Below are 25524 nucleotides of genomic sequence, written 5' to 3' on the forward strand. Positions count from 1 at the left end.
CGTCGAGCGCTTTTTGCCAGACTCGGGAATTACGAAACCTCTACGGCCGCAATGTTACACAATTGTGATCGTCGGGAATTAGTGAAAAAGAAAGGTTTCTATTTTCCGGTCTCCGGCTCTCGCCGTTGCCTCGACGTGAACGCCCGGATCGTGTAAGCATTTGCGAGGTCTGCAAATCCGCAAGTGTTCTTCGATCATCGTTCGGGGTGGTTCGAAGTGTTACCGCTCTGGAGGACGAGTACGTGTCGCGCCGACGTGTTCAAGCCGGTGTCACCCTGACGGGTTTCGTGATTGCCGCTGCGCTGTCGGCGGCATGTCTCATCGCCGCCGCGCTGTCGTTCACCGCCGGGCATCATTCGGACGAAACCCGCGCCGCGGCAGCGGTATCACCGACCACCACCGTCGCGCCCGTCGCCGCCGAGGCGCCGGTCCAGCCGACCGGCACCAGCGTTACCGCCTCGGCCCCGGACGAGCCGCTGGTGCTGAACAAGGGCGCCGATCAGAAGCATCAGGGTGAGACGGTGGCCGTCGGCGATTGTGTGGCCGCGGTCGTCGCCACTCCCGACGCCGGCGCTCCCGTCCAGAAAACCGCCTGTGCGGGTACGGATTCGCGTTACAAGATCACCGCCAAGGCCGTCGCGGGCGCGCACTGCCCGGCCGACGCCGACCGCTCGGTGACCGAGACGCTGCCCGGCGGTGCCACCGATACCCTCTGCCTCGACTTCAACTGGGTCACCGGCGCGTGCATGAATATCGCCGACGGCAGTCCCACTCCCGTCGACTGTGCCACCGCCGCGCCGGGCCGCGTGCGCGTGGTGGAAATCAAGAACGGCACCACCGACGTCAACAGCTGCTCCGACGGTGATCGCGGATTCGTCTACAACGAACGGCGTTTCGTGGTCTGCGTGACGCACTACTGAGCGCCGTGCGCCGGCGCCGGCAGCAATTTGCTGAACTCGCGGTTGGCGATTCGCGCCACCAGCTCGTACGGCCACGCGAACTTGCGGGCGAACCAGTACCCGATACGAATATCGGGTGAGGTGTGCACCAGGAAACGGTTGTGCCGGACACCGGCGATGATCCGGTCGGCCACCTTTTCCGGCGTGACCGCGTGCCCCTCGAACAGTTTCACCATCCGCCGCACCCGCGGATCGTCGCGATCCACACCGACGATCTGCACGGTGCCCACCAGCGGCGTGCGCACCGCCCCCGGCACCACCAGGCTCACGCCGATGTCGTAGCGCTCCAAGTCGAATCGCAGCACCTCCGACACTCCGCGCAGCCCGAATTTCGCGGCGCTGTAGGCGGCATGCCACGGCAGGGCGAGCAGCCCCGCGGCCGAGGAAACGTTGACCAGATGTCCCCCGCGCCCCGCCGCCACCATCGGCGGCACGAAGTTCTCGATGATGTGGATCGGGCCCATCAGATTCACATCGACCATCGACTTCCAGTGCCGGTGTTCGAGGTTCTCGACCGTGCCCCAGGTGGCGATGCCCGCGATATTCATGACCACGTCGAGGCTGCCGTACTCGTCGTGCACGCGCTTCGCCCACGTGGTCACCGCCTCGTAGTCGGAGACGTCGAGCACCTGCACCTCGAGCACCTCACCCCCGCCGGCGCGGATCCGGGCGGCCGTCTCGGCCAGTCCGTCGGCGTCGATATCGGTCAGCACCAGCCGCATCCCCGCCGCCGCGGCAGCGATCGCGGTCGCCCGGCCGATCCCGCTGGCCGCGCCGGTGATCAGGCACTTCCGGCCGGTCAGATCTTTCATCATGGTCTCCCCTTATTTACGAACACTGTTGTTCACAATAGAGGTTTTTCCGCGCGCCGCCAGGCACCCTAGGGGGCGTCTCGACCACCCCGTCCGCAAGTCCGTACTCCCGCACCGCAGTGTGCTCCCGTCGGCAAATTCCGCGTACCCCACGAATGCGTAATCCGTTGCGTGCTGACCTCGCGAAATCCAAGAGATGCGAATGTAACGACAAGTTTGCTCGGAACGATCGAGACGTGTCATCACAACAACGAGCGAGGGGTAATTTTTGTGAGTATCACCCGATTTGCCTTCTCTGCGTTCGCCGCTGCCGCGGTGATCGGTGTCGGTGTGGGCGCCGCCGAGGCTGCCGCCCCCGCGGTCGCCATCGACGGCACGACGACTACCGATCCGTCGACCGGCACGGGTAGCGCGGCTCTGCTGCCGTCGCTACTACAGGCGCTGGCCTCCGGTAGCGCCCAGTCGGGCGGTACCACGACTACCACCACCACGGGGGCCAACAGCTGAGTCGCTACGGCGGAGAGCGGCCCCTCTCCTCGAACGAGGGTGCGGGGCCGCTTTCGGTTCGCCTCCGAGTACCCCCTGGACCCGGCCGCTGGTTCGGCCGAGCGCGCAGTACTGCGAAGCGACACACCGAAGTGATATCATATGCGATATCGTCCGCGGTATGACGGCCGAGGAGAAGATCGACAAGCTGGTGCAGAGGATGGCTGCCAACCCATCCAACGTTCGTTTCGCCGATCTACTCGCGGTGTGCGAACACCATTTCGGCAGTTGCCGACAGCGTGGAAGCCACTACGTGTTCTCGATGCCGTGGCCCGGAGACCCTCGCGTCAATATTCAGGCTGGTGGCGCGAAGGCAAAGCCGTACCAGGTCAGGCAGGTGCTGACCGCCATCGCGAAGAAGGAGGCGTTGTGAACCACTACTCGTATCGCGTGATGTGGTCGCCTGAGGACGGGGAGTGGGCCGGTACCTGCCTCGAATTCCCGTCCTTATCACATTTGGATGGCGATCCGCTCGACGCACTGCGGGGCATCGCCGACCTGGTGGAATTCGCGGTAGCAGACCTGGAGGCCAACGGCGAGCCGGTGCCGGTGCCGTTGGCCGATCGCACGTACAGTGGCCAGTTCCTGGTCCGCACATCCGCCGATATGCACCGGCGATTGACCATCGAGGCCACCGAGCGCGGGATCAGTGTCAACAAATGGGTCAACGAGAAGCTGGCCAGTGCCTGAGCGCTCCCCAAGTGTGACGCGCCTGGTCGTGCCCAGCTCTCACTTCGGCGTCGGCGCCCAATCTGCCGGGAAGGCGCGATAGGTGCCCAGGGGCAACAGGGCGTCGTAGACCATGTCGCCCGTCGGGTCGAATTCCGAGATGTGCGGTGCCATGCCCCAGCCGACCAGGGTGTTGCCGTTGGGTAGCGGCTGGGCGTCGCCCATGGCGAAGGCGGTCAGGCCGTCGGGGTGGGTTTGGTTGTGTACCAATGTGGCTCGGTGGTTGTCGAGGTCCAGGTGGATCCACTGCACACTCGACACACCCAGCGTTTGGAAGCCGCTGGAGTTGTTGTTGAACAGGCGCAGGGTGCTGGGGTCGGCGAATTCCGCATCGTGCTGGAAGGCGAATGCGACGCCGGGGCCGAGATCGAAAGTCGAATGCAGTCCGCCGAGTTGCCAGTTGATCGCACCGGTGTGGATGTCCACGTCGTAGACGGTGGAGGTGTCGCGCATCGAGATCACCAGGTTGCCGTCGGGGTCCAGCGCGATCGAATTCATGTGGTACGGGTCGTAGGTATCGCTGCCGGGGAGTTTGCCGGGGGTGGTGGTGTCGGTGAGCGGGACGTGCTCGGCGGCGCTCCAGCGCAACAACACTCGCTTGGATGCCACATCGACCACCGTGGCGACGGTGTCGTACATCGTGCCGTTCTCCGGGCCGCCGATCGCGGACAGATCGGCGTCCACCTCCTGGTACGACGTGATCAGCGCTCGGCCGTCGGGAGTCAAGCGAAATTCGTGCACATCGCTGGGAGTTCCTCCGGCGTCGAGGGTTTCGATGACGTTGCCGTGTTCGTCGGCGATGTAGTCGGCGCCCGAACCGTGCCCGCCGACGGTCCCGCCCTGCCACCACGTCAGCACCCGCTTGCCCTGATAGGTCTGGGTGCGGAAATTGGAGACGTCCTGCCCGGCGGGCGGGGTGTAGCGCCAGACCTCGTGCCCGGCCTTGTCCACGACGATATTCGCCGGCGCGGTCGCCGGAACGGCCGATAACGCCTTGCCGGCCCCCGGAACCAGGGCCGCCGCACTGACACCGTTGCTGTAGTAGATGTAGCCGGGCGCGGCGGCCGGAGTATTCACCTCCACGGTGTATTCGGGTGCGCCGATCGGGAAAGTCGGCAGGGGCGCCGCGCTCGCGGTGAACGCCGTCGACGCCGCGCCGACTCCGACCGAAGTCGCGACCAACGTTGCGGCGGCGCGCCGAAGATTCCTCGCGATCCGGGTCATCAGTGTTCCTTTGCTGAATCGACCGACAGTTGCGCAGAGCGTAGACCCGATTTCCGCGGAGGTGATGAAGGCGGCCCCGTACGCGCTCAGGCCGCCTCCAGGGTGCGGCGGGCGTAGGCGCGGACGTCGGCGTCGGTGTCGGCGAGGACGACCTGGAGCGCGGCTCGGACGGCCGCGTGGTCGGGCCAGTGGGACAGCGTCAGGACGGAGGCTTTGCGGACGTCCGGGTGGGGGTCGGTCAGGGCCGATTCCAGGGCGGCGGCGGCGGATTCGGGGCCCAGGCCGGCCCAGCCGCGGGCGCCGCCCTCGCGTACCTGCCAGGCCGAATCCTTCAGCGCCGCAGTCAGAATCGCCGCGTCGGACGAATCGCCGAGTCGGGCCAGCGCGGCCAGCGCCGCCGCGCGGACGAGCGGATCACGGTCGCCGACCAGGGCGCGGACGGTATCGGCGCCGCCGGCGCCGACCTCGGCCAGGCCGCGAGCGACAGCCACCCGGACCTCCCGGTTCTCGTCGAATGCCGCCGGGGTGAGTGCGGACCAGTCGTCGAGGGAGACCAGCGCGCGCACCCCTTCGATGCGCACGCGGTGATCGCTGTCCACCACCGCCTTGCCGAACAGGTCCGCCGAGCCGCTGCGCTGCGCGCGTAGCAGGTCCACCACCGCGGCGCGCACGAGCGGATCGGGCGATTCGGCGTGTGCGGTCAATTGCTCTGCGGGCGGCAGGATTTCGATCAGCTCACGCAGGCCCGAGACGGCGGCCGCGCGCACTGCGGCATCGTCGTCCCCGAGCGCGGCGATCAGGGTGTCGGCGAATCCGTCGGGTGTGCCCTCGGTCAGCACCGACAGAGCCGTGGCTCGCACCCGCGGGTCGGTGTCGTCGAGGTAGTCCCGGAGTTCGGCGACCGTCGGGCCGTCCAGGCTGAGCAGAATCGCGATCCGGGGTGCGGCGGAGTCGTCCGATGGGGCCGGGACCGTGATGCCGGGGCGAGGTGCGGCGCCGGTGGCCGCGCCTGCCGTCCGGGGCGGGCCGGCGATCAGTTCCGGCTGCGCCACGGCGACCGGTTCGAGGTCGGCGCGCGGCAGATCCTCCCATTCCGGCACCGGGACGAAATACGGCGCGACCGGGCGCTTCAGGAATTCCATCTCGCCGTCGGCGCTCTTGCGCAGGTTCAGGTGGTAGCGCCAGTCCTCGTCGTTGCGTTCCGGCAGGTCGGCGCGGTCGTGGTAGAGACCCCAGCGCGATTCGGTGCGGGTGAGTGAGGAGCGGGCCGCCATCTCGGCGCAGTCGCGGATGAAGTCGACCTCGGCGCAGCGCATGAGTTGGTGCGGGGTGTCCGCGCCCATCTCTGCGATCTCCTGCCGCATCCGCTCGAAGGTCTCCACCGCCAGCGACAGTTTGGTCTGCGTCTTCGGTGGAGCCACGTAGTCGTTGACGAACCGACGCAACTTGTATTCGACCTGCTGCTGCGGCGGGCCGTCGGGATGGCGCAGCGGACGGTAGATCAATTCGTGTGCCGCGGCCAGCTGATCGGAGGGAAGCGATTGCGGCGCGGCGACTTCCGTGAGAGTCGAAGACGCGTGCTCGCCCGCCAGGTCCCCGTAGACGAACGCCCCGATCATGTAGTTGTGCGGTACGCACGCCAGATCGCCCGCCGCGTACAGACCCGGCACCGTGGTGCGCGCATGTTCGTCCACCCACACGCCCGACGCGGAATGACCGCTGCACAAACCGATTTCGGAGATGTGCATCTCGATGTCGTGGGTGCGGTAGTCGTGGCCGCGGTTGGCGTGGAAGGTGCCCCGGGTCGGCCGCTCGGTGGTGTGCAGAATGCCCTCGAGCGCGTCGAGTGTCTCCTCGGGCAGATGCGAGACCTTCAGATAGATGGGCCCTCGCGCGGACTCGATCTCCCGCTTCACCTCCGCCATCATCTGCCCGGACCAGTAGTCCGAGTCGACGAAGCGCTCACCGGCGGCGTTCACCTGATATCCGCCGAACGGGTTCGCGACATACGCGCAGGCCGGTCCGTTGTAGTCCTTGATCAGCGGATTGATCTGGAAGCATTCGATGCCGGACAGCTCCGCGCCGGCGTGATAGGCCATCGCGTACCCGTCGCCGGCATTGGTCGGATTCTCGTACGTGCCGTACAGATATCCCGACGCCGGCAGACCCAGTCGCCCGCACGGACCGGTCGCCAGGATCACCGCCTTCGCTGCGACCGCCACGAACTCCCCGGTCCGGGTGTTCAGCGCGGCCGCGCCGACCGCGCGTCCGTTGTCGGTGAGGACCCGCACCGGCATGAGACGGTTCTCGATCCGGATCCGTTCCCGCATCTTGCGTTGCCGCAGAACGCGGTAGAGCGCCTTCTTGACGTCCTTGCCCTCGGGCATCGGCAGCACATAGGAGCCCGAGCGGTGCACGCGGCGCACCGCGTACTCGCCGTAGGCGTCCTTCTCGAACTTCACGCCGTAGCGTTCCAGCCGCTGCACCATGGCGAAGCCGCGGGTCGCGGTCTGATACACCGTGCGCTGGTTGACGATTCCGTCGTTGGCGCGGGTGATCTCGGCGACGTAGTCCTCCGGCTCCGCCTTACCCGGGATGACGGCGTTGTTCACGCCGTCCATGCCCATGGCCAGCGCACCGGAGTGACGCACGTGCGCCTTCTCCAGCAGCAGAACGTTGGCGCCGTTCTCCGCGGCGGTGAGCGCGGCCATGGTGCCGGCGGTTCCGCCGCCGATCACCAGCACATCGCAGTCCAGCCGTACGGTGTCGGACAGTTCGGGAATCTTCATCAGCACACTCCACAGAGGTGAATAGTCGGGGCGACAACGCACGCCGGTGCCAGGCGACCGGAACGGCGCCGCCGTGGCCGGGTCGCCGAGGGGTGCCTCGTTCGGGCGGTGGGCTCAGGCGGCGGTCGGCTGGGACGAATGATCGAGGGCGGCAAGGATTTCGGCGCGCTCGGCACTGCGGTCGACGTCTTTGACGCGTGGATTCGGCACCGCCAGCAGCGATCGCAGCGCCCGGTCGGTACCGCCGAGGACCGCGACCCGGTCGCCGAGGGTCAATGCCTCGTCCACATCGTGGGTGACGAACACGACCGTGGTCGGATGTGTCTGCCAGGTCTGGAGCAGCAAGCGCTGCATGGTGATCCGAGTCGGCGTGTCGAGGGCGCCGAACGGCTCGTCCATCAGCACCGCTCGCGGCGCGCCCGCCAGACCGCGGGCGAGTTGGACGCGCTGGCGCATACCGCCCGACAGGCTCTTGGGCAGGTAGTCGCCGAAGCCGGTGAGCCCGACCTCCTCGATCCAGCGCTCGGCCTGCGCCGCGCGACCGGCCCGCGGCACGCCGCGCAACTTCAACGCCAGGTCGATGTTGGAACGTACTGTGCGCCAGGGCAACAGCGCGTTGTCCTGGAACACCATCGCCCGATCGCGCGAGGGGCCGGTGATCTCGTCACCGTCCGCGAGTGCCCGCCCGGAGCGAGGCGGCAGCAGTCCGGCCAGTGCGCGCAGCACCGTGGACTTCCCACATCCCGACGGCCCGGTCAGCACCAGGATCTCGCCCGCGCGGATATCGAGTGTCAGCTCGTCCAGCACCGGGGCGCCGCCGTAGCGCAGTTCGACCTTGTCGAGTCGCAGACTCATCGCGGTGCCGGTCATTTCGAAACCTCCTGCGCCCGCGGCAGCCAGCGAGTGGCACGCCGCCCCAGCAGTTCGATGGCCGCCGAGGTGGCGAAGCCGAGCACGCCGATGGTGATGATGCCGACGAACACACCGGGATAGTCGACGATGGTGTACGCCTGCCAGGTGCGATAGCCGACGCCGAGCCGCCCGGAGATCATCTCGGCCGAGACCACACAGATCCAGGCCACGCCGATCCCGACCGACAGGCCGCTGAACACGCCCGGCAGGCTACCGGGCAGCACCACCCGCACCAGGACGTCCCAGCGGCTGCCGCCCAGCGTGCGCACCGATTCCTCCCAGATGGTCGGCAGGGCCCGCACGGCGTGCCGCGTGCTCACCATGATCGGGAAATAGGCGGCGAGGAAGGTGATGAAGACGATGCCGGCCTCGTCGGTGGGAAACAGCAGAATCGCCACCGGCACGATCGCGATCGCCGGAATCGGTCGCGCCAGCTCGGTCAGCGGTCCGAAGATGTCGGCGAACCAGCGGGAACGCCCCAGCGCCACTCCGGTCGCGACGCCGATCACCGCGGCCAGGCCGAACCCGCTGAGAATGCGGATCAACGACTGCCCGAGGTCCAGCCAATAGGTGTCGGTCTGCAACTGCAGCCGCAGGGTGTGCAGGATCCGGGTGACCGTCGGCAGCGTGTCGAAGCGCACCCACAGGCGAATGTGGTTGGCGGTCAACGACTGCCAGGCGACGAGCGCGACGGCGATCGACGCCACCCGCACCAGCCGCGACGTCCACAGCCGCGCCGGGGGCACGCCCGCGGCGGTGCCGCGCTCGGCGACGGCGGCGGGAGCGGCGGTGGCCGGCACCGGCGCGTCGACGGGCAGGGTGGTGGCGCTCATGACCGCACCTCGCCGATGGCCTGGTCGTAATTCACCGCGACCGCACCGGGGTGGCGGGCCTGATACCGCTGCACCGCACTGGGAGTGATGAACGGCAGATACGTATCGCCCTCGCGCACCCACTGCGCCTTGTCCGCGAACCAGCGGGTGCCGAGTTCCGCATCCGGCACATAGGCCGCGCGGACCTTCTTCCCCTGCGCCCGAGCGGCTTTCACCGCACGCAGCAGATCGGTCGGGCTACCCGCCGGCTGGGCGGTGGACTGGCCGTCGAACCAGATCTCACCCGCGAGGGCCGGATCGGACACCGGCTTGCCGGTACTCGGGTCGGTGCCGGTTATCGGCGCCGGATTGGCGAAATTCGCCACGGCCGCATCGTAGTTCGCGCCGCGTTCGGCGAAGGCCTTGCGCAGCGGAGCATCGTCGACGAACTTGTCGATGTCGAAATCGGCGAAATTACCGATCGACTTCAGATACGGAACGTCACCCTTGAACGCCTGGACCAGTTGCGGCTTCAGGGGAGTGTCGAATGAGGTTCCCCCGGGTCCGTTGTAGAGGTAGACGACCTCCGCCGGCAGTCCGGAGTTGTCAGCGACCAGCTGCGCGGCTTCGAGCGGTTTCGCGTGCAGGAAATCGGTGGCGTCAAGTTGCGCCTGCAGGAATGCATCGAGCACCTCGGGATGGGATTTCGAATAATCACGACGCGCCACCACTCCGTGGAACGTCGGCACGTTCAATTCGGCACCATCGTAGAGCAGCTTTGCCTTGTCCTGGAAAACGAGCAGGCCGGGCCATGCGACGAATTGCGAAAGTGCCTGCACCTGACCGGATTCCAGCGCCGACGCGCCGATCTGCGGTTGCTGATTCAGCACGTCCACCCCGTGGGCCGGATCGATGTTCGCGCGGCTCAGCGCCTGGCGCAGCGTGCCGTCACCGGCGGAGCCGACGCTCGCGGACACCTTCTTGCCGGCGAGGTCCGACAGTGTCGTCGCCGTCGAATTCGGCGCGGTGACAACCATGTTCAGCGATCCGCGCGGCTGGTAACCGGTGATCGAGACCAGTTCGGTGGCCGAACGCTCACTGGCCGAGGTCCGGGAACCGTTGATCAGCAACGGATAATCGCCCATCGAACCGATGTCGATCTTCTCCGCGACCATCTGCGCGGTGATCGGCGCCCCGGTGTCGTAGTCCTGCCATTCGACCTGATATTTCGGCCCGCCCTTCGCGGTCAGGTCGTTCAGGCGCTTCTCCAGGAAACCCTTGGCGCGCAGCAGAGTTCCGGCGGTGACGGTATTGATGGTTTTGGACTGATAGCCCACGACCACCCGGACGGTGTCCCCGGATCCGGTCTGCTCGAGCGAGCATCCGGCGGCCAGGGTGGCGATCAGGGCGGCGGCGGCCAGTATGCGGGCACGACGGTACTTCATGGTATTTCCTCGAGATCGGGCCGAGGCCGGCCACTGAGAGATTCCGCTGTGCGATTCAGCGCAGCAGATACGGCATGTTCACGGTGACGGCGCCAGTGGGACAGCGTGCCGCGCACGGACCGCAGTACCAGCATTCGTCGACATGCATGAACGCCTTGCCGTTGTCCGGATTGATCGCCAGCGAGTCCAGCGGGCAGATCTCCACACACAGCGTGCACCCTTCGATGCACAGCGATTCGTCGATGGTTACCGGGACATCAGCCCGCTGATTGACCGACGCCATGGCGGCTCAGCCTCCAATCGTTGCTTTCCGTGGTGCGAATCAGACTGTCGCGCAGAGTGATCCGATCACCACGCATGCGTATGTACTCCAGGTCCACCGGCCGCCCGTCGGCGAGATAGGTCAGTCGCTCCAGCAACAGCAGGGCACTGCCCTCGGGGGCCTGCAGAGTGGCGGCGCTGTGGATATCGGCGGTGATCGCCTCCACCGCCAGATCGGCCGACCCGAGCGACTGGCCGCTGATCTGTTCGATGAGTCCGAAGATGTCCTCGGATCGCAGATCGCAGTCGAGTACCTGCTCGCCGATGTCCGGGGCCAGATAGGTGTGGTCCAGGCTGAGCGGGAGATCACCCAGATAACGCAGCCGTTCGAGGTAGACCGCGGATTCGCCCGGTTCGAGACCCAGCCGGCCGGCGACCGCGGGCGGCGGAGTGAGGCGCAGTGCCGCGCGCACCTCGTTGCGCACCTCGCCGTGGCCGCGCAGCGTTTCCTTCAGGCCGCGCAGGCTGTCGAGGCCGTGATCGTATTTACGTTGTGCCACATAGGTGCCCACCCGGGGAACGCGGCCGACGAGGCCCTCGTCGCGCAGCAGTGCCAGTGCTTCGCGCACCGCGTTGCGGGACACCGCGAATTCCGCGGCGAGTTCGGATTCGGTGGGCAGCGGGTCCGGGCATTGCCCGGTGTGGATTTGCTGGCGCAGGACGTCGGCCACCTGGCGGGCCCGATCGGCCTTGCGAATGGTGCGGGCGCCGGCGCCGGGCGCCGTCGTCTCCGCCCCGGCGGCCGGCTGGTCGGCAGCGGAGCCGCGCTGCTGCCGCAGGGGTACCGGATCGGCCGTCATCTCCACCTCCTAACGCTTGTGACCTGCGGTTTCCGAGCGTAACGGGGGTGTGGTGGCAGGGGTGGCGCCCGCGCGGCCGACGGCGGCCGGGTGTGCGGTTATCCGCCGCCCGCCCGGGCGGCGGACCTGCTGAAATCCGGGCGATCGAAGGTAATGCGCCACCTGCGGTGATGGGGGCTCACATTCAAATCAGTGTGAGCGCAATATGTGTCCTACCCATTCGCTGGCGCTGCGCAGAATCGGGATGTTACCGTTTTACACATGTCCACCAGCCGTTCGAACCGCGCACGGGTCACCTACGTGACCGTGGCGCTCGGTGTGCGGCTGCCGCGGCAGCGGGAACTGTGTTGTTCCCGGCCGCGCAGCTGAGACCGCTCCAGTCGTCCGTCTGTCGACCCTTTCGGGCCCTTCTCGCTGCCTTGTTGCCGATGTAGTTCCGTCTCTTCACGAGACTTTCGACAAGGACTTCGCCCCATGACGAGCCCCACCCTCGAACGACAGTCTTCCCCCTCTCGTCCGCGGCCGGTACGCAGTGTGCCGCGGCCGGTGGTACCGCCGGAATTGCGGATCACCGACAACCCGGCGGCCGCCGTCCTGCGCGCCGCCACCCGCGGACCGATCTTCCGCGACAATGCCGCTCAGACAACGGGTTTGAGCATCGCGACCGTGAATCGCCAAGTGTCGGCGCTACTTTCGTCCGGCCTGTTGCGAGAACGCGCTGATCTCACCGCATCCGGTGCGGTCGGGCGCCCGCGTGTGCCCTTCGAGGTCGAGACCGACCGCTTCGCCACGTTGGGCGTTCACATCGGTGCGAACCTCACCCGGATCGTGGCCGCCGACCTGTCCGGCCGCATTCTGGGCGGGCTGGAGATCGCCACCCCGCAGGCCGCGCAGGAGGCGGCCATCACCATCATCGCCCGCAGCGCGAAAGCCTTCCTCGACCGTTTACCGCGCCGTCGGCCGTTGTGGGTCGGAGTGGCGCTGGCCGGGCGGGTCGACCCCGTCGCCGGCGTCGTGGATCACCCCCGCCTGGATTGGCAGTCGGCGCCGGTCGGCCCGATCTTCGCCACCGTGCTGGACCTGCCGGTTTCGGTCGCCGCCCACGTGGAGGCGATGGCTGCCGCCGAACTGCTGCTCACCACCGGTACACCGGACCGTTCCGGTGCTCAGGACCGGCCCGGCAGCAGCCTCTACATCTACGGCCGGGAGACGGTCGGCGTCGCGGTCACGCTGCACGATCGGGTCTACACCCCGGCGAACGGCCCGGGTTCGATCGCGCATCTGCCGACCGGATCCGATATCGATTGCTCGTGCGGCCGGCGCGGCTGCTTGGAGGCCACGGTCGGTGAGGCGGCGGTGCTGGCTCGCGCCGTGCGGGCCGGCATCGTGCCGAAGCGGGAGGCGCCGCGGAAGCCGGTGATCGCCGAGCTGTACAAGGCCGCCGAACAGGGTTCCGCCCCGGCTCGCGACATGCTGTTCGAGCGGGCCGAGATCCTCGGCAACACCGCGGCGCTGGTGCGCGACATGTTCAACCCGGACCGGGTGGTGCTGGGCGGACAGGCCTTCACCGGGTACCGGCCGGGACTGGAACGAGTCGTGCAGGCCTTCGGTCGCGCCACCACCCTCGCCCCGGCCGACCTGCGGATCAGCCGATTCGGCGGGCGGGTCCAGGAGCATGCCGCGGCCGTCACCTCGCTCAGCGTCTGCTACGCCGATCCGCTGTCGGCACTGCGCCGGGCCACGCGCTCGCGCTGAGCCGGCGCATACGGTCGGGGTGGTACGGCCACCCCGACCGAGGTCGCTCAGCTGGGCTTGACGCCGGTCAGCACACCCGTGGACGGCCTGATCGTCCGATAGTCGAGGTCCTGAAAACCCTTCTCCTGCAGAGCTTTCCGATACCGTCTGATATCGATCTCGGTGGGATCCATATGCCTGCTGAGTCGTTTCGTCAGCTGTCCGTGCACGCCCGCGGGCGCCATATCGGCGAGCAGCACTCGTCCTCCGGGCCGTAGTACGCGCCACATCTCCGCCAGCGCGCGACCACGGTCCGCCTCGGGAATGTGGTGCATACCGAACGTGCAGGTGACCACGTCGAACGCCGCATCCGGCAGCTCCAGCGACTGTGCCACGCCGTAGTCGAAGCGGCAGTTGGCCCGGCCACCGGACCGCGCGGCGGCGTAGTCGACCATCTCTCGCGCCGCGTCGACACCGACGACTTCGCCGCCCGGGCCGACACGGTCGGCCAGCGCGAACACCAAGGTGCCCGGGCCGCTGGCGATATCGAGCGCGCGTCCGCCTGGCCGCGCGCCACTGGCGGCGGCGAGGGCCGCCGCGTGCCGGCGACGTCTGCCGCCGAAGAAGACACTGGTGAACGCGCTGTAGCCGCGCGGGTTGGTGATCAGGATGCCGTGGGGGTCTTGTTCGATTCGGAACATGTGTTCATGATCTGAGGGAAGTGCCTGCTCCACCAGGAGCAAAAGCACCGAATCCATTCGATTCCGCACATCCGGAGGCACAGTGTCCGAGAACGATCGCCGCGTCCGACGGACCCGGAGCACCCTGCATCGTGCCCTGATCGAGCTCATGATCGAACGTCCCTACGACCGCATCACCGTGCAGGACATCCTCGACCGCGCCGACGTCGGCCGCTCGACGTTCTACGCCCACTTCCGCAGCAAGGACGACCTGCTCGTGGTGAGCGGCACCGAATTCCTGCGTGCCGCGCTCGCCCGGCGATCCGGTGACCCGATACGAGCCATCGTCGAACTGGCCGAGGGACACCGCGAGGTCTACCGGGCGCTTCTCGGCCCGAAGAGCACGATGGTCGTCGTGCGCGGCACCCAGCAGATGATCGCCGGAATTCTGGCCGACCAGGGTAGCGCGGAGCCCGACACCACATTCCTGTCGTGGGGACTGGTCGGGCTGCTGCCGGCCGTGGCCGAAGGCCGCACCACCGCGCGGGCGGCCTACGAGGTCGTCCGGCGCATCAGTGACCCGACGTCGTGAACAGCCCCTCCAGTGCGGTGATGAAATACGGGAAATGCCCGGCGAACCGGTGCAGATTCCGGTCGCGGTCGAAGCCGCCGAACCAGTAGAGCCCGGCCTGACGGTCGGCCCCGGGATCCACGTCGCGGAAGGTGCGGATCCAGTTGTCGGCCCGGCCACCGATGATCGTGAACGGCAGCGCCCGAGAGAACAGCAGTTCGCGATCGGCCGGCGGAATCCGATCGGGCCGCTGGGCGTCCAGTCCGTTCTGCAGGGCCTTCACCTGCGCGGCGAGCGTGCGCCCCGCGGCGGTCCGCACCGGCAGATACCGGCCGAGCAGCAGGATGGCCGCACCGCCGAGCGCGATGGCCACGCCGACCAGCGCATATCCGCCGGCGATGGCGAGGCCGACGGTCGCCCCCGCCCCGACCACCAGCAGCGCGATGCCGATCCAGAAGGCGAGCCCGCGCCGGTCGTGATCGATCAGCGTGCCGCGCTCGAGCGCATCGCGACGCAGCGCCGAGCGGACGGGCTCGGCGGCCACGCGTCCCGGCGCCCGCAGTTCCGACAGCAGCACCGAGTCGGCGCCCTCGGGCAGCAGTGTGGTGTAGACGTGCTTTTCGTAGCTGCGCAGTTGATCGTCGACGGGATTCACCCGGGTGATGCGCCAGTCCGAATCGCTCACCGCGCCGATCCACAGGTAGCGCCGCACCGCCAGATCGACCACGGTGGCGGCGATATCGGCGGCATCGGCGGAGCCGTCGAGCAACAGGCCCGCCTCACCGGGCAGGATGCCGTCGGGGGAGACGAATTCGCTGTGGTTTCCGTTGCGCTGCACCGGATCCAGGGTGTCGGTGGAGGTCAGGGCCGCGGCGTCCTGGCGGCGAGACCGGGCCAGATAGGCGCCGAAGGCGGCCAGCGCCGCCAGCAGGACACCGAATGCGATCAGCACCGGGGCGGTGACGGCGAAGGCGCCCGACCCCCGGCCCCCCCGAATATCGGCGTTGGCCTTCACCGTGCCGGGCGGCACCTGCAGTGTCACATCGAGGATGTCACCTTTGTGCAGGTTCTCCTCGTGCATGGTGAGGACGCCGTCCGGTTCGACGCGGGCGTCGTTGCATTTGCGAGTGCTACCCACCGAGCCGACCGTGCAGTCGGCGATTCCCATCTGATAACTCGGGCTGATCACCGAACCGTCGAACGAGGCGACATCGGTGTTGATGACCCCCGTCCAGTGGAACAACTGCGTACCCGGCGCATCGGCGACCGTCCCGTGCACGGTGTACTTGAACGACGATTCCCCCGGCGGCGCGTCCACGCTGAACACATCGCCCGCCACCTTCGCCGAACCCGGTCCGGTACTGGAGATGTCGGTCACGCCGAAGCGGCGTTCACTCCCGTCGTCGCGTCCCACTCGCAGCGGCAGCGCCATGTGGAACTGCCCACCCGGGGGCACCTTCACGGTTTCGGCCACCTCGAGCAGACCGGCCTCGCTGAGTTTGACATCCGCGATGATCGACACACCCGTGGGCTCCTGCGCCCGAGCGGCCGGTGCTGCGGCGAACAGCCCGACCGCGGTCAACAACAGAGCGCCGAATGCGCCCCCCCGAAAGATCAGCATGGGGCAGTAGCTTAGCGGCGGGCCACTGTGCGAGCAGGGGTCGGCGAATCCGGTGGCTTGCTATTCTGCGTCGGCGGCTGTCGCCGGAGAGCGGTGGCTGTCGCCGGATGAGGAACGGACAAGGGGGAGTGGGGGAGTGAGTCGACCACCCTACGGGCACGGCCCGAATCCGCCGGGCGGACGGCCGGTTCCGCCGTATGGTCCAGGCGGTCCGCGGCGCCCGGGACCACCGCCCGGATACGGTCCTCCGCCAGGCCACTCGGCACAGCCCGGCCACTCGGCACCGCCCGGTTATCCGCCTCCACCTGCCTATTCGCCGCCGCCGGGTTACGCGGCGCCCGCCGGAACCCCGCCGCGCGGATACACGCCGACCGGGTACGGTACGAACCCCGGATATGTTGCGGGACAGGGTTATCGGGCCGTCGCGCCGCCCGGCCATCGCCCACCGATTCCGCCGCCGCGGCCGTACGGCCCGGCCGGCCCACGCCCCGCCCCGCCGCGCAAGCGAGGCGGGGGCTTCGGCGCGGTCGTCGTCGTGATCTTGCTGATCGTCACCTCGGGCCTCATCCGCTTCGCCGTACGGACCGGATTCGACGCCGCCTCCCATACGGGGGAACACGGCAACTACAGCTACAACCCACCGCCCGGAAAGGATTCCGCGGGCGTCGCCGAAACCGGCGCCAATCCCCTACTGGCCGAACCGGGTTCGCCGCTGAGTCCGGCGCGCTGCCCGTATACCCCGTGGAGCACGCAGGTCGACGCCGCGCGCGCATTCTTCGACAGTGCCGCGGCCTGTCTGGCCGACGCCTGGAAACCGGTGCTGGGGAACGCGAAATTGAGTTTCACGCCACCGAAACTCGTCGTCACCGCCACCACGACGGGCATCACCACGCCGTGCAGTGGGTCCAGCAGCAATTTCGCGGCCTTCTACTGCGGTGCGGATCAGACCATCTACATGCCGATCAGTCAGTTGCAGACCGATATGTTCCACGATCACTGGGAGATCTACCTCTCGGTCTTCGCGCACGAATACGGCCACCACATTCAGGCGCTGTCCGGAATCCTCGGCGCCGCGAACAAACAACGCCGCCGGACCGGCCTCTACAGCGACGAGGGGCTCGACCTCTCGCGGCGAATCGAATTGCAGGCCAACTGTTTCGACGGCATGTACTTCGCGTCCTCGGCCGGGGGGAAATCGCTGACGCCGGTGCAGGCGCAGTCGGCGCGCAAGGACGCCTACGGCCGAGGTGACAGCGCCGGCGACATGCGCAGCCACGGCACCGCCGAACACGCCGGCGACTGGTGGAGTACCGGATTCGACAAGAACGCGACCGCGCCCTGCAACACCTTCATCGCGCCGTCCGGACAGGTGAGCTGAACCGCCATGCCGCAACCGCCGAGATATCCACCGCCGCACGGGGTTCCGCCGCACGGTCGCCCGCCCTACGGCCCGCCGCCCGGGTACGGGCCACCACCCGGATACGGCCCGCCCCCGGGGTATCCGCCACCCGGTCCGCGCCCACCGTATGGGGCGCCGCTACCGCCGCCGGGTGCGTATCCGGTCGGGCCGTACGGCGGACCGCCGTTGCCGCCGCCCGGCTATTATGGCCGTCCGTATCCGCCGCCGCGGTCCGGTGGCGGCGCGGTCGGGGCGGTCCTCGCCGTGCTGTTCGTCTTCGTGGTGGTCGGCGGGCTGGTCGCGTTCGCGACCATGGGAGGTCGTGACAACTCGTCGGCGTCCTATTCGACATCGACGCCGAGCTTCACGTATACGCCGCCCACCTGGGCAACGAGCACCAGCGAAACCGCCACGACCGCGCGGTCCACGACGACGCCGTATCCGTCCACGACGAAGCCCTACTACCGCACGACGACTGTCGTGCCGACGACGAAACCGGCCGGCCCCCAGCCGGTTGCGGCCACGGCGGCCAATCCGATCTTCGACGATCACAACTCAGGGCTGATCAACATCTCCTGCGGCTACCCCCGATGGGGTGCCGATGTCGCGTCGGCGACGGCCTTCTTCCAGGCGGCGAAATCGTGTCTGGACCGGATGTGGCAGCCGGTACTCGCGGCGCAGAACCTCCCGTTCTCCAGTCCCACCGTGAGTGTTCCGGCGAGCGGCGCGAACGCGGCGTCACCGTGTGGCAGTTCCGGGAGTTACGCCGCGTTCTACTGCTCGGCGAACAATACGATCTACATGCCGCTGGATCACATTCAGACCGAGGTGTACGGCGACCGCTGGTACGTCTATCTCGGGGTCTTCGCGCACGAATACGGTCACCACGTGCAGGCCATCTCCGGCATCATGTCCAAGATGAGCCGAGATCGCTACAACTCGGGTGCCAATTCCGCTGCGGGATTGGAGCTTTCGCGTCGTCTGGAGCTGGAGGCGCAGTGCTTCGGCGGCATGTTCATCAGCTCCTCCGAGGTGGCGGGCACGGTCTCCAACGACCAGGCCTACTACGTGAAACAGGACAACTATCAACGCGGGGACGATCATTCCGACGTGCGCGACCACGGGGCCAACCAGCACTACGGGGCGTGGTACGCGCAGGGTGAGGACAACAACCGGACCTGGATGTGCAACACCTGGAACTCCCCGTCGGATTCGGTGTCGTGATCGGGGCCGGGGCCTCCCAGGCCTGAGTTACCGCTCCTCGCGCAACCGCGCCAACCAGCGTGCACCCTCGTCGGGGTCCGGTGTCTCCCCGCCGATGACCTCCAGTACCGCATGCCCGAGGCAGGCCGCCGCCATGACCCGGTCGGCGGCGGCCTCGGCATCGCCCCACGGCAGATGGGGTTTGGCGATGAGCAGTGACGCGATACCGTGCGCGGCGGCCCAGAGTTCGAGCACCAGCGGCATCGGGTCACCGGCTGCGATCACACCGGCGTCCATCGCCTCCCGCACGGTGTGCGAAAACCGTTGAAACGCACCACTACCCAGCACCACATCCACCGCCGAGGGGCCTTCTCCGGGTGCGGCGGCGGTGGCGACGCGGTATTGACCGGGGTGCTGCAGGGCGAAGCGCACGTAGGCCAGGCCCTGCTGACGCAACCGGGACATGGGCGAGACGGTGGGATCGCTCGCGGCGCCGATGGCGGCGTCGAGATCTTCGAACACCTCCGCCACCGCGGCATCGATGAGGTCGTCCTTGTCCGCGAAGTGGCGGTAGATCGACGGTGCGGTGACACCGACCAGCCCGCCGACCTCGCGAATCGACACCGACTCGGCGTTACCGGTGCGCGCCAGCAACTCTCGTGTCGCGGCCAGGATCTCGGCCCGCAGCTCGGTGCCGGAGCCGCGGGCCGAACGGGGACGGCTGGAACGCGTCACGGCCGCCCCGCCGGGGCCGGTTCCGTGGTCGGTTGCGCCGCGGGCGTGGGATGTTCGGTGAGGCCGAACCGTTCGTGCCAGCGCGCCAACGGCCTCGGGGCCCACCAGTTTCCGCGGCCCATCAGGCGCATGACGGCCGGAACCAGCAGCATTCGGATAATGGTGGCGTCGGCGAGCACGGTGATCGTGAGGCCGAGTCCGAACATCTGCATGAACGACACCTTCGCGGTGATCATGGCGCCCAGCACGATCGCCATCAACAGCGCGGCCGCGGTGACGATGCGCCCGGTCCGGGCGACGCCGATGGCCACCGAACGGTCGTTGTCCGCGGCGGTGCGGTCGGAGGCCAGCCAGGCCTCGCGGATGCGGGAGAGCAGGAACACCTCGTAGTCCATCGACATGCCGAAGGCCAGGCAGAACATCAGAATCGGCATGGTCGGCACCAGGAACCCGGTGGGCGTGAAGCCGAGTAGTCCCGAGAAATGTCCCTCCTGGAAGATCCACACCATCATCCCGAACATCGCGGTGAGCGACAGCGAGTTGATCACCACGGCTTTCAACGGGAGCACCACGCTGCCGGTGAACAGGAACAGGACCACGAAGGTGGCGAGTGCGATCAGCGCGATCGCCGGCGGCAACCGTTGTCCCAGTGCGTTCAGCGAGTCCACGTTCATCGCCGCCGCACCGCCGAACAGCGCGGGTGAGGGCGCGGGCACATCGCGCAGGGCCTGCAACTGATCCTTGGCCTGTGGCGAGTAGGGATCGAATGCCGATGTGACGGTGAGATATTGACCCGAGTCGTTGGCCATGCCCGGCACGGCGCCGCCCATCCGCGCGCCGGACACGTAGACACCGCTGCTGGACAGCACCGCGTTCACGCCCTCGACCTTCGACAGTGCCGTGGCATAGCCGCTGATCGCCTGGGGTTCGCTCGGTGCGCCCGGCAGCACGATCGTCGTTCCCGTTCCGGAATTCACGGCGGGGAACTCCGCTCGCAGTTCGTCGCCGACCGCGCGGCTGGTCGAACCGGTGGGCAGCACCCGGTCGTCGGGATAGCCGAACTTCACTCCGAGGAACGGCGCGCCGACCGCGAGCAGCACCGCGATGATCGCGACGGAGACCGGCAACGCCCGCCGCATCACCCAGGTGACCGTGCGATACCAGCCGGATTCCCGCTCCGGTCGCGAGGTGGGCTCGGGCCGCCCGAACAGTTTCCGGATCGTCACCCGCAGATTCCAGGAATTGATCCGATCGCCGAGCAGCACCAGCACCGCGGGCAGGATCACGATCGAGGCGATCGCCGCGGCCGCCACCACGGCGACCCCGGCATAGGCGAACGACTTCAGGAAGTACATGTCGAAGACGCTGAGCACCGCCAGCGCGAGCGCGACCGTCAGCGCCGAGAACAGCACCGTTCGCCCCGCGGTCTGCACCGCCCGCACCGCCGCCGCCTCGTGGCCGGCGCCGGCGGACAATTCCTCGCGGTATCGGCTGACGATGAACAGGCTGTAGTCGATCGCCAGGGCGAGTCCCAGCGCGGTGGTCATATTCAGCGCGTAGATCGACACATCGGTGAAGAGGGTGAAACTGCGCAGAATCGCGAGCGTGCAGAGAATCGCGAAGATTCCGACCGCGAGCGGCAGCGAGGCCGCGATGACGCTGCCGAACACCAGGATCAGCACGATCGCCGTCAGCGGGACCGCGATGCCCTCGGCCATCGCCAGATCCTTGGTGACCTGGTTGTTGACATCGTGGTAGACGGCGGCGATTCCGCCCGCCTGCACGGTCACCCCGGGTGTGGAGACGGGCAGGGTGCTCGCGATCTCACCGGCGGTGCGCTGCGCCTTGTCGTCGCCGCCCGTCAGGTAGGCCATGACCAATGCGCTCTTGCCGTCGGTACTGCGCAGGGCGGCGGCCAGTTGCGGTGGACTGGTCCAATACGAGCGGACGCCGACGGTATCGGAGCGACTGCCGAGCCGGGCGGCGATGTCGGCGCCGACCGCACGGGCCGCGGCCGACTCCACGCCCTCGTCGGCGTGCACGAGCAGCACCAGATTGGGCTGGGCGCCGTTGAACTGATCGGCCACCAGCTGTGCCGCGCGGGTGGATTCGGCGTTGTCCGAGGTGAATCCGCCGGCTTGCAGATGGGCCGTGACGGTCGCGCCGAATCCGCCGCCGATCAGTGCCAGGGCGAGGGCGGCGAGAAGCACCCGTTTCGGATACCGCGTGGCGAGCCGTGCGATTCGGGTCAGCATGAGTGCTCCTCGGGCGACCGGTATGGGTAACGGTGTTAGCGTAACGCCGTTACCCTGGAGTGGCGCAAGAGGAGGCGCCGATCGGCGTCAGCGATCCCCGTCACCGGCGGGACGCTCCCCGCCGCCGTGCGGATGATGGCCGAACAGGCCCCGCGGCGCGTGGCCGTGCACGCCCTCGACATAGGCGGTCTCGGCGTGCAGCGCGAAGTCGATACCGCCGACCTCGTCCTCCTTGCTGACCCGGAAGCCCATCACCCGATCGATCACCTTGCCGATCAGATAGGAGACGCCGAACGCCCACGCCGCGACCACCACGACGCCGACCGCCTGCTTGCCGAGCTGCGCGAGTCCGCCGCCGTAGAACAATCCGCGCGCTCCGCCGGTCATCACCCGGTTCGCGAGCACTCCGATCAGCAGGGTGCCGACCACGCCGCCGGTGAAGTGCACGCCGACCACATCGAGCGAATCGTCGTAGCCCGCCTTGAATTTCCAGCCGACGGCGAACGAACAGACCACACCCGCCGCCAGGCCCACGATCACCGCGCCGAGCGCGTTGACCGAACCGCACGAGGGCGTGATCGCGACCAATCCGGCGACCGCGCCGGAGGCCGCGCCGAAGGTGGTCGGGCGCCCGTCACGGATCTGCTCGACGATCAACCAGCCGAGCATGCCCAGACAGCCCGCGACCAAGGTGTTCAGGAACACCGCGGCGGCAAGTCCGTCGGCCTTGAACGCGGATCCGGCGTTGAAGCCGAACCAGCCGAACCACAGCAGTCCGGCGCCCAGCAGCACGAACGGCAGATTGTGCGGGCGCATCGCGTCCACCTTGAACCCGATCCGCGGTCCCAGGACCAGGGCCAATGCGAGAGCCGAAGCGCCGGAAGCGATTTCGACCACCAGGCCGCCGGCGAAATCGAGTACGCCGAAGGAGGCCAGCCAGCCGTTCGGACCCCAGACCCAGTGTGCGATCGGCGCGAACACCACCAGTGCCCACACCGGGACGAACACCATCCACGCGGAGAACTTGGCGCGATCGGCGATGGCGCCGCTGACGAGTGCGACGGTGAGGATCGCGAAAGTCAGCTCGAAGGTCGCGTACAGCAGTTCCGGAACGCCGCTGCGCACGGTGCCCGGGGTGATGCCGGTCATCGCGAAATGTTCCAGCCCGCCGATCAACCCGCCGCCGGCGTCGTCACCGAAGGCCAGGGTGTAGCCGAACAGCAGCCACACCACGGTCACCAGCGGGATGGAGATGAAGCTCATCATCAGCATGTTCAGCACGCCGGTCGTGCGCACCATGCCGCCGTAGAAGATCGCCAGGCCGGGGGTCATGAGCAGGACCAGCGCGGTGCTGGTCAACAGCCACGCCGTGGCGGCGGGGTCGATGGTCGGGGGCACGGACAACTCCTTTTCCACACGCGTTCGCGTGGCAAGAAACTACCGAACCCCCGGTGTTGCGCTGATGAGCGAGTCTGGTACTTCCGTTCGGATTCAATTCCCGCGCTTGCGGGCCTGCCGGGTCAGCGCGCGCCGGCCGCGGGCCCCGGGGACCGGCAGATCGTCCTCGAGCGCGAGCCATTGCGCGGTGACGAGCCACTGCTGCTGGGCGCGCGCGTCGGCGGTGTCGTTGAAGACGCGGCGGCCGCGGTCGTCGCGAAGCTCGTGCGCGAGGATCGACCAGCGCGGCGGGCGGCCGTGCGTGGTGCGGTAGGTGTCCAGGAACTCGGCCACGAGGGTGCCGATGGTGTTGACCGGGCGCAGCGACACGCGGTTGCCGTACTTCGCGGAGTGGAAACGCCGGGCCGCGCACAGCGATCGCGGCGTGGCATCGAAGGCTATCCATCCCGCGCGCTGTGCCCGTTCGACGAGCCACAGATGTTTGACCGCGTTCGGGGCGATATCGCCGACGCGTTCGCGGATCAGCGTCACCATCGGTTCGGCGGTGAGAATATCGCGGCGGGTGGGTCCCACCGCGTGGGTGTTTCGATAGTCCTCGGTCAGCTCGGCGATGGTGCGGCCGAATTCGTCGATACTGCGCTGCGCGCGTCGGCCCAGCCGTTCGATGCGTGCGGCCTCGGCGCGTATCCGATTCTGCGCGATCAGGGTGTCGATGGCCGGCAGGGTCGGAACCTGGCCGCGGTCCAGCAATTCGAGAATGGCGCCCGCGGTGGCCGGATCGGCCGCGGCCGATACCGGCAGCGAATCGCGGTTGCGCGAGAAATCCCGGGGGCTGATGGCGCGGCGGAGCAGATCGGTGGCCGCCCGATCGCCGGCGAAATCGGTGTGTGAGAGCCAGGCGGCGGCGATGTCGTCACACGACGGCACGGTCGTCATAACCCGTCATTACCTCCGAAACATTGTTGTGCCCCGGTCGGGATGAGGGACCGACCGGGGACACCAACCTGATGAAGGTTTGGCTACCGAAGTTGCCGAAATCAACGTTAGTCAGCGGAGCGGACCCGGCGCTAATCGGGTGACGGAATCGTTACGTCCATAATTCCGGCCGCAAACGGGGAGCGCGTCCGAAAGTTTTCGTCACTCGGCGGCTGGCAGACGAAATCGGAGATATTTTCACATTGTTTCCGATTGTCGGGCGGGAACCGATTGTCGACCAGGTCGGTTGTCCGCGCCGAGATCGGACGAAAAGAATGCTTGTGATCTATATCATAGTTTATATATGGCCGCGATTGATTCAGCGGGTGGGGTGGATACCCGGTGCGCGAATGGTTTCCTGTCGGTGTTCGCCGGTACCCTCGGGCCGTGGCTCTGTACCGGAAGTATCGACCGGCAACCTTCGCCGAGGTAGTGGGGCAGGAGCACGTCACCGATCCGCTGAGTACCGCGCTCGACACCGGGCGGATCAGTCATGCCTACCTGTTCTCCGGCCCGCGAGGTTGTGGCAAGACCTCCTCGGCGCGCATCTTGGCGCGCTCGCTCAACTGCGCCGAGGGCCCGACCTCGCGACCGTGCGGAGTGTGCCCGTCGTGCGTCGCGCTGGCCCCGGGCGGGCCCGGCAATCTCGACGTCATCGAACTCGACGCCGCCAGCCACGGCGGTGTGGACGATACCCGTGAGCTGCGCGATCGTGCGTTCTACGCACCCGCCGAATCGCGGTACCGCGTCTTCATCGTGGACGAGGCGCATATGGTCACCACGGCCGGATTCAACGCGCTGCTGAAGATCGTCGAGGAGCCGCCGGCTCATCTGATCTTCATCTTCGCCACCACCGAGCCGGACAAGGTGCTGCCGACCATTCGCTCGCGCACCCATCACTATCCGTTCCGGCTGCTGCCACCGGCCACCATGCGCGGGCTGCTCGGCAAGATCTGCGAGCAGGAGCAGGTGCAGGTCGAGGAATCGGTCTATCCGCTGGTGATCCGGGCCGGCGGTGGTTCGCCGCGCGACAGCCTCAGCGTGCTCGATCAGCTGCTGGCCGGCGCCGGCGCCGAAGGTGTCACCTATCCCCGGGCGCTGGCTCTGCTCGGCGTCACCGATATCGCGCTGATCGACGAGGCCGTCGACGCGCTGGCCGCCGACGACGGCGCCGCCCTGTTCGCCACCGTCGATCGGGTGGTGGAGGCCGGTCACGATCCCCGCCGCTTCGCCACCGACCTGCTCGAACGCATCCGCGATCTGATCCTGCTGCGTGCGGTTCCCGATGCCGCCGAGCGCAACCTGGTCACCGGCCCCGGCGATGTCATCGACCGGATGTCGGCCCAGGCCGACCGCATCGGCCCGGCCACCCTGGCCCGCTACGCGGAGCTGCTGCACGAGGGCCTCGGCGAGATGCGTGGCGCGACCGCACCCCGCCTCCTGCTCGAGGTGGTGTGTGCCCGCATGCTGCTGCCCTCGGTCTCGGCGGCCGAATCGGCGGCGTTGCAGCGGCTGGAACGCCTGGAGCGGCGGATGGAGTCGGGTGGAGTCCCGGCGGCCGCACCCGCCGCCGCGCCGCAGCCCTCCGCCGCGCCCGCCGCCTC

General features: G+C 68.0%; 23 protein-coding genes. 9 read left to right on the forward strand and 14 right to left on the reverse strand.

What is annotated here, in order from left to right; all coding sequences use genetic code 11:
* Window positions 1–206 precede the first annotated feature (206 nt).
* Window positions 207–920 carry a hypothetical protein gene (locus RJ03_RS34750; RefSeq protein WP_157121590.1) on the forward strand — a complete coding sequence of 238 codons (714 nt, stop codon included), beginning with the start codon at window positions 207–209 and terminating at the stop codon, window positions 918–920.
* Here the strand turns inward: RJ03_RS34750 and RJ03_RS01210 are convergent.
* Window positions 914–1771: an SDR family oxidoreductase gene (locus RJ03_RS01210; RefSeq protein WP_083870523.1), complete on the reverse strand. Its 858-nt coding sequence runs from the start codon at window positions 1769–1771 to the stop codon at window positions 914–916. The genes RJ03_RS34750 and RJ03_RS01210 overlap by 7 nt on opposite strands.
* Window positions 1772–2041: 270 nt before the next feature.
* On the opposite strand from RJ03_RS01210, the gene RJ03_RS01215 reads away from it, so the two are divergent.
* The 3 genes from RJ03_RS01215 (at window position 2042) to RJ03_RS01225 (ending at window position 3007) form a co-directional block, all read left to right on the forward strand.
* Entirely contained in the window at window positions 2042–2278 is a 237-nt protein-coding gene (locus tag RJ03_RS01215) for a hypothetical protein (protein ID WP_036497212.1), read from the forward strand.
* A 160-nt stretch (window positions 2279–2438) separates the two neighbouring features.
* Window positions 2439–2690 (forward strand): toxin HicA, encoded by a 252-nt coding sequence (locus RJ03_RS01220; protein WP_036497214.1) that lies wholly within the window; start codon window positions 2439–2441, stop codon window positions 2688–2690.
* On the forward strand, window positions 2687–3007 hold the full coding sequence (locus RJ03_RS01225; RefSeq protein WP_223273316.1) for a type II toxin-antitoxin system HicB family antitoxin: 321 nt from the start codon (window positions 2687–2689) through the stop codon (window positions 3005–3007). Before RJ03_RS01220 ends, RJ03_RS01225 begins: the two co-directional genes overlap by 4 nt.
* A gap of 39 nt (window positions 3008–3046) precedes the next feature.
* Here RJ03_RS01225 and RJ03_RS01230 read toward each other — a convergent pair whose 3' ends face one another.
* The 7 genes from RJ03_RS01230 to RJ03_RS01260 all read right to left on the reverse strand — a co-directional run bounded on the left by RJ03_RS01230 (window position 3047) and on the right by RJ03_RS01260 (window position 11349).
* Window positions 3047–4270, reverse strand: a complete 1224-nt coding sequence (locus RJ03_RS01230; RefSeq protein ID WP_051024113.1) for an arylsulfotransferase family protein — start codon at window positions 4268–4270, stop codon at window positions 3047–3049.
* Window positions 4271–4356: 86 nt separating this feature from the next.
* Complete coding sequence (locus RJ03_RS01235; RefSeq protein ID WP_036497247.1) at window positions 4357–7059, reverse strand: fumarate reductase/succinate dehydrogenase flavoprotein subunit; 2703 nt, start codon at window positions 7057–7059, stop codon at window positions 4357–4359.
* 114 nt (window positions 7060–7173) lie between these two features.
* Window positions 7174–7929 carry an ABC transporter ATP-binding protein gene (locus tag RJ03_RS01240; RefSeq protein ID WP_036497216.1) on the reverse strand — a complete coding sequence of 252 codons (756 nt, stop codon included), beginning with the start codon at window positions 7927–7929 and terminating at the stop codon, window positions 7174–7176.
* Window positions 7926–8804: an ABC transporter permease gene (locus tag RJ03_RS01245; RefSeq protein ID WP_051024114.1), complete on the reverse strand. Its 879-nt coding sequence runs from the start codon at window positions 8802–8804 to the stop codon at window positions 7926–7928. The genes RJ03_RS01240 and RJ03_RS01245 overlap by 4 nt, the downstream gene beginning before the upstream one ends.
* Window positions 8801–10228, reverse strand: coding sequence for an ABC transporter substrate-binding protein (locus RJ03_RS01250; protein ID WP_036497218.1), 1428 nt, complete (start codon window positions 10226–10228; stop codon window positions 8801–8803). Before RJ03_RS01250 ends, RJ03_RS01245 begins: the two co-directional genes overlap by 4 nt.
* A 55-nt stretch (window positions 10229–10283) precedes the next feature.
* A complete protein-coding gene (locus RJ03_RS01255; RefSeq protein WP_030516520.1) occupies window positions 10284–10511 on the reverse strand; it encodes a 4Fe-4S dicluster domain-containing protein in 228 nt (75 codons plus the stop codon).
* Window positions 10486–11349 (reverse strand): GntR family transcriptional regulator, encoded by an 864-nt coding sequence (locus RJ03_RS01260; RefSeq protein ID WP_083870524.1) that lies wholly within the window; start codon window positions 11347–11349, stop codon window positions 10486–10488. Before RJ03_RS01260 ends, RJ03_RS01255 begins: the two co-directional genes overlap by 26 nt.
* 474 nt (window positions 11350–11823) lie before the next feature.
* Between RJ03_RS01260 and RJ03_RS01265 the strand changes: the two genes are divergently transcribed.
* Window positions 11824–13104 (forward strand): ROK family protein, encoded by a 1281-nt coding sequence (locus RJ03_RS01265; RefSeq protein ID WP_036497219.1) that lies wholly within the window; start codon window positions 11824–11826, stop codon window positions 13102–13104.
* A gap of 47 nt (window positions 13105–13151) precedes the next feature.
* On the opposite strand, the gene RJ03_RS01270 is transcribed toward RJ03_RS01265, so the two are convergent.
* Window positions 13152–13784 carry a class I SAM-dependent methyltransferase gene (locus RJ03_RS01270; RefSeq protein ID WP_036497255.1) on the reverse strand — a complete coding sequence of 211 codons (633 nt, stop codon included), beginning with the start codon at window positions 13782–13784 and terminating at the stop codon, window positions 13152–13154.
* An 82-nt stretch (window positions 13785–13866) separates the two neighbouring features.
* Here RJ03_RS01270 and RJ03_RS01275 point away from each other — a divergent pair, with 82 nt between their 5' ends.
* Window positions 13867–14355: a TetR/AcrR family transcriptional regulator gene (locus RJ03_RS01275; protein ID WP_036497221.1), complete on the forward strand. Its 489-nt coding sequence runs from the start codon at window positions 13867–13869 to the stop codon at window positions 14353–14355.
* Here RJ03_RS01275 and RJ03_RS01280 read toward each other — a convergent pair.
* Complete coding sequence (locus RJ03_RS01280; protein WP_036497224.1) at window positions 14336–15955, reverse strand: DUF2207 family protein; 1620 nt, start codon at window positions 15953–15955, stop codon at window positions 14336–14338. The genes RJ03_RS01275 and RJ03_RS01280 overlap by 20 nt on opposite strands.
* Window positions 15956–16490: 535 nt before the next feature.
* Between RJ03_RS01280 and RJ03_RS01285 the strand changes: the two genes are divergently transcribed.
* Window positions 16491–17333: a neutral zinc metallopeptidase gene (locus RJ03_RS01285; RefSeq protein WP_245552152.1), complete on the forward strand. Its 843-nt coding sequence runs from the start codon at window positions 16491–16493 to the stop codon at window positions 17331–17333.
* Window positions 17334–17618: 285 nt separating this feature from the next.
* Window positions 17619–18578, forward strand: a complete 960-nt coding sequence (locus RJ03_RS01290; RefSeq protein WP_036497258.1) for a neutral zinc metallopeptidase — start codon at window positions 17619–17621, stop codon at window positions 18576–18578.
* 27 nt (window positions 18579–18605) lie between these two features.
* On the opposite strand, the gene RJ03_RS01295 is transcribed toward RJ03_RS01290, so the two are convergent.
* The 4 genes from RJ03_RS01295 to RJ03_RS01310 form a co-directional block, all read right to left on the reverse strand.
* Window positions 18606–19292, reverse strand: a complete 687-nt coding sequence (locus tag RJ03_RS01295; RefSeq protein ID WP_036497226.1) for a TetR/AcrR family transcriptional regulator — start codon at window positions 19290–19292, stop codon at window positions 18606–18608.
* A complete protein-coding gene (locus tag RJ03_RS01300) occupies window positions 19289–21547 on the reverse strand; it encodes an MMPL family transporter (protein ID WP_036497228.1) in 2259 nt (752 codons plus the stop codon). Before RJ03_RS01300 ends, RJ03_RS01295 begins: the two co-directional genes overlap by 4 nt.
* A gap of 87 nt (window positions 21548–21634) precedes the next feature.
* On the reverse strand, window positions 21635–22945 hold the full coding sequence (locus tag RJ03_RS01305; RefSeq protein WP_036497259.1) for an ammonium transporter: 1311 nt from the start codon (window positions 22943–22945) through the stop codon (window positions 21635–21637).
* Window positions 22946–23038: 93 nt separating this feature from the next.
* On the reverse strand, window positions 23039–23881 hold the full coding sequence (locus RJ03_RS01310) for a hypothetical protein (protein WP_232329196.1): 843 nt from the start codon (window positions 23879–23881) through the stop codon (window positions 23039–23041).
* 426 nt (window positions 23882–24307) lie between these two features.
* On the opposite strand from RJ03_RS01310, the gene RJ03_RS01315 reads away from it, so the two are divergent.
* A partial coding sequence (locus tag RJ03_RS01315) for a DNA polymerase III subunit gamma and tau (protein ID WP_036497262.1) occupies window positions 24308–25524 on the forward strand: 1217 nt, incomplete at its 3' end.

This window comes from Nocardia aobensis NBRC 100429, assembly GCF_000308375.1.
Classification (GTDB): domain Bacteria; phylum Actinomycetota; class Actinomycetes; order Mycobacteriales; family Mycobacteriaceae; genus Nocardia; species Nocardia aobensis.